General features: G+C 36.1%; 9 protein-coding genes. 6 read left to right on the top strand and 3 right to left on the bottom strand.

Annotated elements, in window-relative coordinates:
• Positions 1 to 129: 129 nt before the first annotated feature.
• Both FTV32_RS15115 and tet(39) read right to left on the bottom strand, forming a co-directional pair.
• Complete coding sequence (locus FTV32_RS15115; RefSeq protein WP_015060246.1) at positions 130 to 741, bottom strand: recombinase family protein; 612 nt, start codon at positions 739 to 741, stop codon at positions 130 to 132.
• A gap of 225 nt (positions 742 to 966) precedes the next feature.
• The gene (gene tet(39) / locus FTV32_RS15110; RefSeq protein ID WP_004856455.1) at positions 967 to 2,154 is read right to left on the bottom strand and encodes a tetracycline efflux MFS transporter Tet(39); all 1,188 of its coding nucleotides are present in this window, start codon (positions 2,152 to 2,154) and stop codon (positions 967 to 969) included.
• A 65-nt stretch (positions 2,155 to 2,219) separates the two neighbouring features.
• Here tet(39) and FTV32_RS15105 point away from each other — a divergent pair, with 65 nt between their 5' ends.
• The 3 genes from FTV32_RS15105 to FTV32_RS15095 all read left to right on the top strand — a co-directional run bounded on the left by FTV32_RS15105 (position 2,220) and on the right by FTV32_RS15095 (position 3,775).
• On the top strand, positions 2,220 to 2,861 hold the full coding sequence (locus FTV32_RS15105; protein WP_004787586.1) for a TetR/AcrR family transcriptional regulator C-terminal domain-containing protein: 642 nt from the start codon (positions 2,220 to 2,222) through the stop codon (positions 2,859 to 2,861).
• A 323-nt stretch (positions 2,862 to 3,184) separates the two neighbouring features.
• A complete protein-coding gene (locus FTV32_RS15100; RefSeq protein WP_004787583.1) occupies positions 3,185 to 3,481 on the top strand; it encodes a type II toxin-antitoxin system RelE/ParE family toxin in 297 nt (98 codons plus the stop codon).
• A 3-nt stretch (positions 3,482 to 3,484) separates the two neighbouring features.
• On the top strand, positions 3,485 to 3,775 hold the full coding sequence (locus FTV32_RS15095; protein WP_004787581.1) for an addiction module antidote protein: 291 nt from the start codon (positions 3,485 to 3,487) through the stop codon (positions 3,773 to 3,775).
• Positions 3,776 to 3,835: 60 nt separating this feature from the next.
• Here FTV32_RS15095 and FTV32_RS15090 read toward each other — a convergent pair whose 3' ends face one another.
• Entirely contained in the window at positions 3,836 to 4,138 is a 303-nt protein-coding gene (locus FTV32_RS15090) for a hypothetical protein (RefSeq protein ID WP_180029058.1), read from the bottom strand.
• A 211-nt stretch (positions 4,139 to 4,349) separates the two neighbouring features.
• On the opposite strand from FTV32_RS15090, the gene mobQ reads away from it, so the two are divergent.
• The 3 genes from mobQ to FTV32_RS15075 all read left to right on the top strand — a co-directional run bounded on the left by mobQ (position 4,350) and on the right by FTV32_RS15075 (position 7,919).
• The gene (gene mobQ / locus FTV32_RS15085) at positions 4,350 to 6,002 is read left to right on the top strand and encodes a MobQ family relaxase (protein ID WP_180029057.1); all 1,653 of its coding nucleotides are present in this window, start codon (positions 4,350 to 4,352) and stop codon (positions 6,000 to 6,002) included.
• Between the two features lie 682 nt (positions 6,003 to 6,684).
• Entirely contained in the window at positions 6,685 to 7,635 is a 951-nt protein-coding gene (locus FTV32_RS15080) for a replication initiation protein (RefSeq protein WP_004728629.1), read from the top strand.
• On the top strand, positions 7,632 to 7,919 hold the full coding sequence (locus FTV32_RS15075) for a hypothetical protein (RefSeq protein WP_004728627.1): 288 nt from the start codon (positions 7,632 to 7,634) through the stop codon (positions 7,917 to 7,919). Before FTV32_RS15080 ends, FTV32_RS15075 begins: the two co-directional genes overlap by 4 nt.
• Positions 7,920 to 8,204 lie beyond the last annotated feature (285 nt).

Genomic DNA, 8,204 nt, shown 5'->3' with positions numbered 1-8,204 from the left:
TTTAGTATTCTTTATAGAAAATGCCTCGATCAAGGGGCATTTCTAACAATCATTTAACATAAAATTTCTTATGTGAAGTAACCTGAATGCAGCGGTGCCCCATTGGGGGCGCGTTGAGATAAGCCTCTTTTAGATAACTTTAGCAACTCGATAGACAGTTGCAACTCCACAATTCACTGCTTTGGCAATTTCTTCCTTAGTCATATTGCCAACTACTAGCAATTCTTTTATTCGTTTATGTTTAGCCTCATTTGCCTTCTTGCCTGTTGGTTTGTAACCCGAACGTGCCAGGCCCTGCTTAATACGTTCTATACGTTTCTCATTGTCTAGGCGGGCCATTGTTGCCAGAAGATCAATCAACATATTGTTGATGAGTTCCAAGATTGAATGAGTAATGCTGTCACTGGTTTGAATCATTTGGTAGGTAGTAGGAAGATCTGCTACGACTAAACGAAGTCCCTTCTCCTGGATCCTGCGCTTCAGCTCTTGAAAATCTCGTTGGGTTAGGCGTGATAAGCGGTCAATACTTTCAACTAACAATGTGTCACCTTGATTTGCTTCTGACAGTAGCTTATTCAATTCAGGTCGGTCTAACTTCGTACCACTATAGTTTTCCACGTACACAATGGTTTCACCCAAATTCAAGTTTTGGTTTAGATCCTGAAGAATCTGCAAAGCCCTTTCTGCATCTTGATCTTTAGTTGAAGCTCGTAGATAAATACGTGTATTCATTTCTATCATTTAATCTTAATTCTATTAGATTAATGATAATACTATCATTTAATTATTGCATTAAGTCTAATGATAGATATTGTATGCGATTTGGCTCGCTATCATTCAGGTATAGTCTTTTGATAAAAAAAGCATGACTAAAAGCCATGCCTTGGGAATTCGTATAACGTGTATTATGTTAATTTTAGATAAACTATAGAATCCATTAGTTTTTAAACCAATAAATTAAATATTTTATGGAACTCCAGAATATTTATTCAGGCGATACTTAAGCAATAAGGGTAGGGTGATTACATAAAGTATTGCAGCTAATGCCCATACCATTCCAGGAGCTGATGCCTGAGTCATAAAATAGAGGCTAGTAACTAATACAGGACCAATTATAGCCCCCAGACTATTAAAACTGCTTAATAGCCCTTGTAATTCACCTTGTCTTTCATCACTAATACCTCTGGACATCATTGCTTGCAAAGCAGGAACGGCTACTCCACCAAGGGCAAACAATGGTAACAACGCAAAAGGCACCCATTCTTCAACAGCAATAGATAAAAGAAGTAAACCAATTGCATCGCAAGCTATTCCACATAACAACGTATTTTTCTCTCCAAACCTCTTTACCATAGGGGCGATAGCAAAAGCCTGTGCAATAGAATGGCATATTCCATAACTAGCAAGGGAAACACCTGCAATAAATATACTCCAGCCATAACGATCCTGCCCATAGATAACCCATAAAGTTGCGGGGACTTGTGAAACCAATGTGATAATTAAAAAGATACCAAGCAATGGAGCCATATTAGGTTGAGTGATCAAATAGGATAATTTCTTTAATATTGATTGCTCCTGAACCTTCTCAGTCATTTTATTGCTGTGTTTTGATTCTTTTAATAAGACTGCTGTCATTATTAAATTAATCCCATTCATAAAAGCAGCAGCAAAGAACGGTGCATGTAAGTTCCATTCACCCAAAACTCCACCTATTACCGGACCCGCTATAAACCCAATACCAAAGACAGCTCCAAGGAGACCAAACCTTTTTGCACGCTCATGGGCTGGAGTAATATCTGAAACATAAGCTGTTGCAACAGCCATGTTGGCACCTGTAATTCCCGCAAAAATACGACCAATATATAGCCACAATAGAGAAGGAGCAGCAGCCATTAGGAGATAATCAGCCGTTGCACCAGCAATTGAAATAATTAATACAGGTCGACGTCCAAATCGGTCACTCAACGCTCCAAGGATAGGTGCAAAAATGAACTGCATCAGAGCATACACAGCTAATAAAGCACCATAGTGAACACCGCCTGCTTCAGCTCCAGCCAATGACCGTAATAATTCAGGCAAGATCGGCATAATTAAACCAATCCCAACAGCATCCAGAAATATAGTGATTAAAATCACGCTCAATGATTTCTTCACAAATGCCTTCTCTAGCAATGATAGAATTAATATTCTCTCACACACTCCCTATCAGTGATAGATTTATGAGTAAAAAAGATATTGCACCTCAACGTCTGACACGTGAAATAGTCCTGCGTACCGCATTGGATATGTTGAATGAAGAAGGCATAGATTCAATAACCACACGCAAGCTAGCTCAACGATTGGGTATTAAATCTCCAACTCTATATTGGCATTTCAAGAATAAATCCTTGTTAATGGAAGCAATGGCGGAAACCATTATAAATGAACACCATTTAGTTTCTTTACCCATCGATGGGATGACATGGCAAGATTGGTTGCTCGCTAATTCTGTAAGCTTTCGTCGAGCACTACTAGCTTACCGTGATGGTGCTCGTCTACATGCAAGAACTAGCCCCAGTCAAGGACATTTCAACACGATTGAGGCCCAAGTTGCGCTGTTATCTCATGCTGGGTTTTCTCCTGTTGAAGCAGTTGCATTACTTATGACATTAGGAAGGTTTATTGTTGGGTGGGTCCTTGAGGAGCAGCAAGAAGAAATAAGATCAGACCCACCATTCGAAGCCGATCCAACTATATATCCACTCATGCTCCAAGGAGTGAATACCTTACAAAATATGAATGCGGATGACATTTTTGAAAATGGGATTCGTATGGTGATTATCGGTGCTGAAAGACAACTTGATATTAAAATGCAAACTTAACTCTATACTGCTTTAAGCAACTGTTCTATTTAGTAATAAAGCTTTTATCCTTAATTATTTAACATAATAGAGCTTATACGAAACGCAATTTAAAATATTATTGTTTTTCATATAGTTATAAAATTTTGACTGACTTCAAAAACAGTAAAAAGCCGACTTAGAAACAAGTCGGCTTTTTTATGAGCAGGTTTGATACCTTTTGCCAAGAACATAGGTTATTAAATAATCAATTGATAAAATATATTCTTATTATTTCATTTACTCATAAAATATATTCATTATAATGTTGTGTATTCGATCGAATACAATAAAGAGGAACTTTCATGACCGAGATTAAACGTCTCCCTGAATTTGATGAATGGCTAGATAGCATTAAAGACAGTATGACCCGTCTTAAACTGAATCGAAGATTAGATAAGGTTCAGCGTGGTAATTGGGGCGATGTAAAGCATCTTCAAGAAGGTGTTTGGGAAATGCGAGAGTTCTTCGGACCAGGTTGGCGCATGTATTACATCAAACATGGTGATGTAATCATTGTGATGCTTGGAGGTGGTGATAAATCTACACAGCAAAAGGATATAGAACGAGCTGTTGATTTATCAAAATCTTTAGAGGATTGAAAAATGGTTAAAATAGCTGATCTACCTAGCTTTGACATGGCAGAAGCACTTAAGAGTGAAGAAGATATTGTAATGTATCTTAATATGGTTCTTGAAGAGAATGACCCTGCTGAACTAGCTCATGCACTTGGTGTAATTGCTAAAGCTCGTGGTATGACTCAAATCGCTAAAGAAGCAGGAATTGGACGTGAAGCACTTTACAAAGCACTCCGTCAAGATTCAGCACCTCGTTTTGATACGATTAATCGTGTAGTAAATGCTTTAGGTCTAAAACTAACTGTGCAGAATGCATAACTATTAATAAAATTTTGTCTAAGTTCCATCTTATTTAACATAAAATCTCTTATGCGAAATTTAGGTCTTATCCCAAATAAATCCATTAAAAAGATCTTTATCTTTCTGCCTATTTTCTTCGGTCTTATTTTCCGTATTTAAAAATTGCTCAAAATCGGCTAATTGCTGCTTAAACGATTCATCATTTTTTAACTTATTCAGAGCCCAAGCACCCAGTAGAATTTTACGTCTCGTATCATCTTTACGTTGCTGATCAGAAACTTTCTTTTTTTCACGTGCAATGGCAGCTTTTTTCTGTTCTTTTAGCTGTTTTAAACGCTCTTCTTGCTTTGCAATTTTTTGCTCTAAATTATCAACACTCATACCATCACCGTATCAAGGAATCCCCCTCAAGCATAGGTCTGTTTGAATTGAAATTCAAGACATCCCATGCTATCGTGGTTTTCCCGAAGGGCGCACTTAGCCATTGGATTTCATCCAATGGTGCGACAAGGGGTAAATCCCCTTTGTAATCCCCTGACCAACATATACATGTTGGTAATTTCGATAAATCGAAATAAAGAGCAAAAGCAAAATGGCGATATATCATTTTTCAGTTAAAACGATTAGTAGAGGTAATGGACGATCGGCCGTTGCTTGTGCTGCATATCGTTCAAGTGAAAAATTGGTATGCGATTTTTATGGAAAAGAACAAGACTACACAAGAAAAACTGGTGTCGAATTTACAAAAATCTATGCACCTGAAAATACAAATACTGAGTTACTCAAGCGCCAAACACTTTGGAATGAAGTCGAAAAGGTTGAACGTAGAAAAGATGCATTACTTGCAAGAGAGTTTGAGATTGCATTTCCCAGTGAGTTAAACGCTGAACAGCGTGAAAATATGCTCAATGAACTTTGCCGAAACCTCGTTAAAAAATACGGTGTCATCGTTGATGCTGCTATTCATGCACCTCATACAGACAGTGGAAGTGATGAACGCAACTACCATGCACACATCATGTTCACAACCCGAAGTATTAATGAGCAGGGTGGCTTTTCAGCAAAAAAATATAGGGACTTCAGTCGTGACAATGGCACAGAAACTGTAAGCCACTGGAGAGAATCATTTGCAGAGTTATGCAATCATCACCTGGAACAAAATGGATTTGATGAACGTGTCGATCACAGAAGTTATGAAGACCAGGAAAGTGACCTAGAAGCAACTCAGCACGAAGGTCCTCAAGCGACATACCTCCGGAGACGAGGGATATTTACAGAAATTAGTCTGAAAAATGATGAAATTAAGCTACGTAATTTAAAAATCAAAAAGGTCATCGCACTGGATGAAAACATCAAAGTATCTGAGGATCTTGTTCAAAAAGTACGAAGTGAGCTTCAGTTTCAATACTCTCAAGCTGAGTATTTAGAAAAAACTTCTCAGAAACTTTATGAATTCCAAAATGAAGAATTATCAAAATTAACAACAAAATTAGACACGATGAGTTCTGCAATATCAGAACTACGCAAAAAAGAGCCTTTATTTTTTAAAACAAAATGGATCAATCAAATAAATGACCTGATCGACCAACACAACACCCAACTAGACATCCAAAAGCATATTTCTGGTCTTAGTGAAATAGAAAAAAAAGAGAGATATTCTGATCATTTAAATAAATGGACAGAAGAAAATCAGCTGCTCCAGCCTAAAAAGTCTTTTGCAAAACTTGACGAACCGAACATCACTGTTAAACAACGAAAACTTAATGATCAAATTTCAAATATAGATCATCAAATTTCTGAAATATCACGCAGAGAAACTGAGTATCAAGAGTATGTACGCGATCAAAGACTGGAGATCATAAATAGTTATATATTTGAAGAAGATAACTATGGAAATAAATACTTTAGTCCTCAAAATGGTGAAAAACAAAAGCGACTATATGCAGAAGAAATGGAAGATCTAAAAATCCAAGAATTGCATGCGGCTTTTACAAAAAAAATTGAGACCGAAGCGCAGCAAGAGTTTTCCCAAAAAAGAGCAATACAGCTCGAAAACGACCGAAAAGATCGTGAATCTAGAGAACAACGCTATGCACAAGAACGAGAGCAACAAGAACAACGCTATGCACAAGAACGAGAGCAACAAGAACATTTGGCATTTTTAAGACGCCAAGAACAAGAAAAACAGCAGAGAAATGAGCCTAAAAAGCCAGAAAATGACAATAACCATGACTACACGCCTTAGCAATCCCATTTAAGCGCAAAAAAACGGGGGTTTTAGCGACTTTTGATAGAAATACAGTAAAACTATAGTTGATAAAAATAAAATCGCTTAAAACGCAAATGAGAGCCTTTTAGCGAGTGTCTACGAGCGACACAACGAAAGGTTGCTTATTCCCCCTCTGAAAAACCGTTTTTTATTGAATTACTGGGGACAGTGATTAGCGAGTGTCTACGAGCGAAGTATTGATGCTTTTGCTCGTCAAAAAGCATGAGCATAGCGAATGCATTATTCATGTTTTGCTTTTTGAATCCTTGATCATATATGCAAAAAACTGCCCCCACGAAGCGAGTGAAACGAGCTTCAATAGAGTACGAGCTTTAGCGAGTACCAAGGGCAGTTTTAATAACTCACTTTGGAAATAAATTCCCTTTTATTCTTTTAAAAAGCTTTTAAAAGCTTTTAGACCCTCTGAAAACCTTATGCAGCAATAGTTTCAAGCGTTAAAAGGGTACAAATAGCATGATAAAGGGTACAAATAGCATGATTTTATCGTTTAAAAGGGTACAAATAGCATGATTAAAGGGTACAAATAGCATGATAAAGGGTACAAATAAATTATTGTACCCTTATGTTTATTGGTGTACATTGTTTTCTCATAAGGGTACAAAAATCATGTTCATTTTTTATAAGGTTTGATATCTGAATGAATAAAGAAAATAGTTATGATAAATCTTATCCAGTAACAACAATGGCTATTCAAAACAAAGTTACTGAATGCTTTAAAAGCATGTCTGTAGATGAAAAAAGAATTTTAATTATGGCTTCTCCGATTGCTAGAAATATCGATGCAAGTGAACAAGATCAAATCTTAATATCTGCTCAACAATTTGCTGATGACTGTGGTATCAAAGTCAATTCTGCTTATAAACAAATTGAAAATGCGTCAAAAAAACTAGTAGATCGGTCCTTTTCATACGTTAATGATAGGGGGAAAAAGGTCTACTCTAACTGGGTAATTGATGCTACTTATGAAGATGCAGGGATATCTTTAAGGTTTACATCTATTGTTTTGGTGATGTTGAAAATTTTAGATAAATACAATCCATACACTCGTTATAAAAAAGATGTAGTTCTAAAATTAAAAAAAGACTACTCAATAGACTTTTACCATTTAGCGAAAAAAAATCAGGCAAAAAATGGCTTTGAATTAACGCTAGATGAAATGTTTACAGAGTTTGGTTTACCAGAATCTTATAGAGATTTGAGGAACTTAAAACGAAGAGTTTTGAAGAGCTCATTAGATGAAATTAATGAATTTACCGATGTAACAGTTGACTATAGTCCAGTTAAAAAAGGACGTTCTGTTGTCGGCTTTAAGTTCACTGTGAAAGAAAAATCTAAGCCAAAATTAATAGCTCCTGAGCGAGATCCAAAAACAATAGATATATTCTGCAACCTGTCTGATGCTCAAATTAACAAGTACAGTGCTATTTTATCTAAACTTTCTGAGCTATCAGACCTAAGTAACTTCCAGGACTATCCTAGTTTTGCCCTTTGGATTAGTGGCATCTTACGAGATCCGAAAAGTGTAAGAGAGGAAACAGCAAAGCGGATTTTTAAAGCTCTTCATAGCAAGACGGATTTTAAACCATGAAAACTAGAGCTGAATTAGATGCAATGAGCCATCAAGAACTCAAAGACTATGAGCAAAGTTTACTTGCTCTGTGGACACCAAGAATGGCTATTGAAAGTGACATTGAAAGGTTAAGCACTAATCGCAACGAATTATTAGAAATTTTTAATCAATTAAAAAATCCTGATGCTCCTGAAAATGAGCGTTTAAAAAATTCTATTTTATCGCTCAAATATAAGATTGAAGATTTAGAAGATAAATTGGATGATCTTATTCAAGATAATCGCTTAAATCGTGCAGATTGAATTATTCAGTTTATTTAATTAAAACCGTGAAACATTGATCAAAGAATAGGCGTGGAACGTGAATAGTCACAAAAAAGCCGTTCCAGTGCGCTGAACCCTGGAACGTCTTAGTATAAGTTTATGATTTATATCGAATAAAAAACAGTATTTCGTATAAGGTGTATTATGTTAATTTTAGAAAATCTTCACTACTATTATTTTAAAATAAGCCTTATATCCAAGCATAAAACAAGGTTGTCTAGACTTCTTTTAACAGTAAAGTTATCATAAAACTGAATTTTATTT

It is taken from the genome of Acinetobacter sp. YH16032 (assembly GCF_013417345.1).
GTDB lineage: Bacteria > Pseudomonadota > Gammaproteobacteria > Pseudomonadales > Moraxellaceae > Acinetobacter.
This window is presented reverse-complemented; position numbering and strand designations above follow the sequence as displayed.

Bases quoted from the DNA above. Each gene is read 5' to 3' on its own strand.
- FTV32_RS15115 (WP_015060246.1), bottom strand. From the start codon at position 741: ATGATAGAAATGAATACACGTATTTATCTACGAGCTTCAACTAAAGAT.
- FTV32_RS15105 (WP_004787586.1), top strand. From the start codon at position 2,220: ATGAGTAAAAAAGATATTGCACCTCAACGTCTGACACGTGAAATAGTC.
- FTV32_RS15100 (WP_004787583.1), top strand. From the start codon at position 3,185: ATGACCGAGATTAAACGTCTCCCTGAATTTGATGAATGGCTAGATAGC.
- FTV32_RS15095 (WP_004787581.1), top strand. From the start codon at position 3,485: ATGGTTAAAATAGCTGATCTACCTAGCTTTGACATGGCAGAAGCACTT.
- FTV32_RS15090 (WP_180029058.1), bottom strand. From the start codon at position 4,138: ATGAGTGTTGATAATTTAGAGCAAAAAATTGCAAAGCAAGAAGAGCGT.
- mobQ (WP_180029057.1), top strand. From the start codon at position 4,350: ATGGCGATATATCATTTTTCAGTTAAAACGATTAGTAGAGGTAATGGA.
- FTV32_RS15080 (WP_004728629.1), top strand. From the start codon at position 6,685: ATGAATAAAGAAAATAGTTATGATAAATCTTATCCAGTAACAACAATG.
- FTV32_RS15075 (WP_004728627.1), top strand. From the start codon at position 7,632: ATGAAAACTAGAGCTGAATTAGATGCAATGAGCCATCAAGAACTCAAA.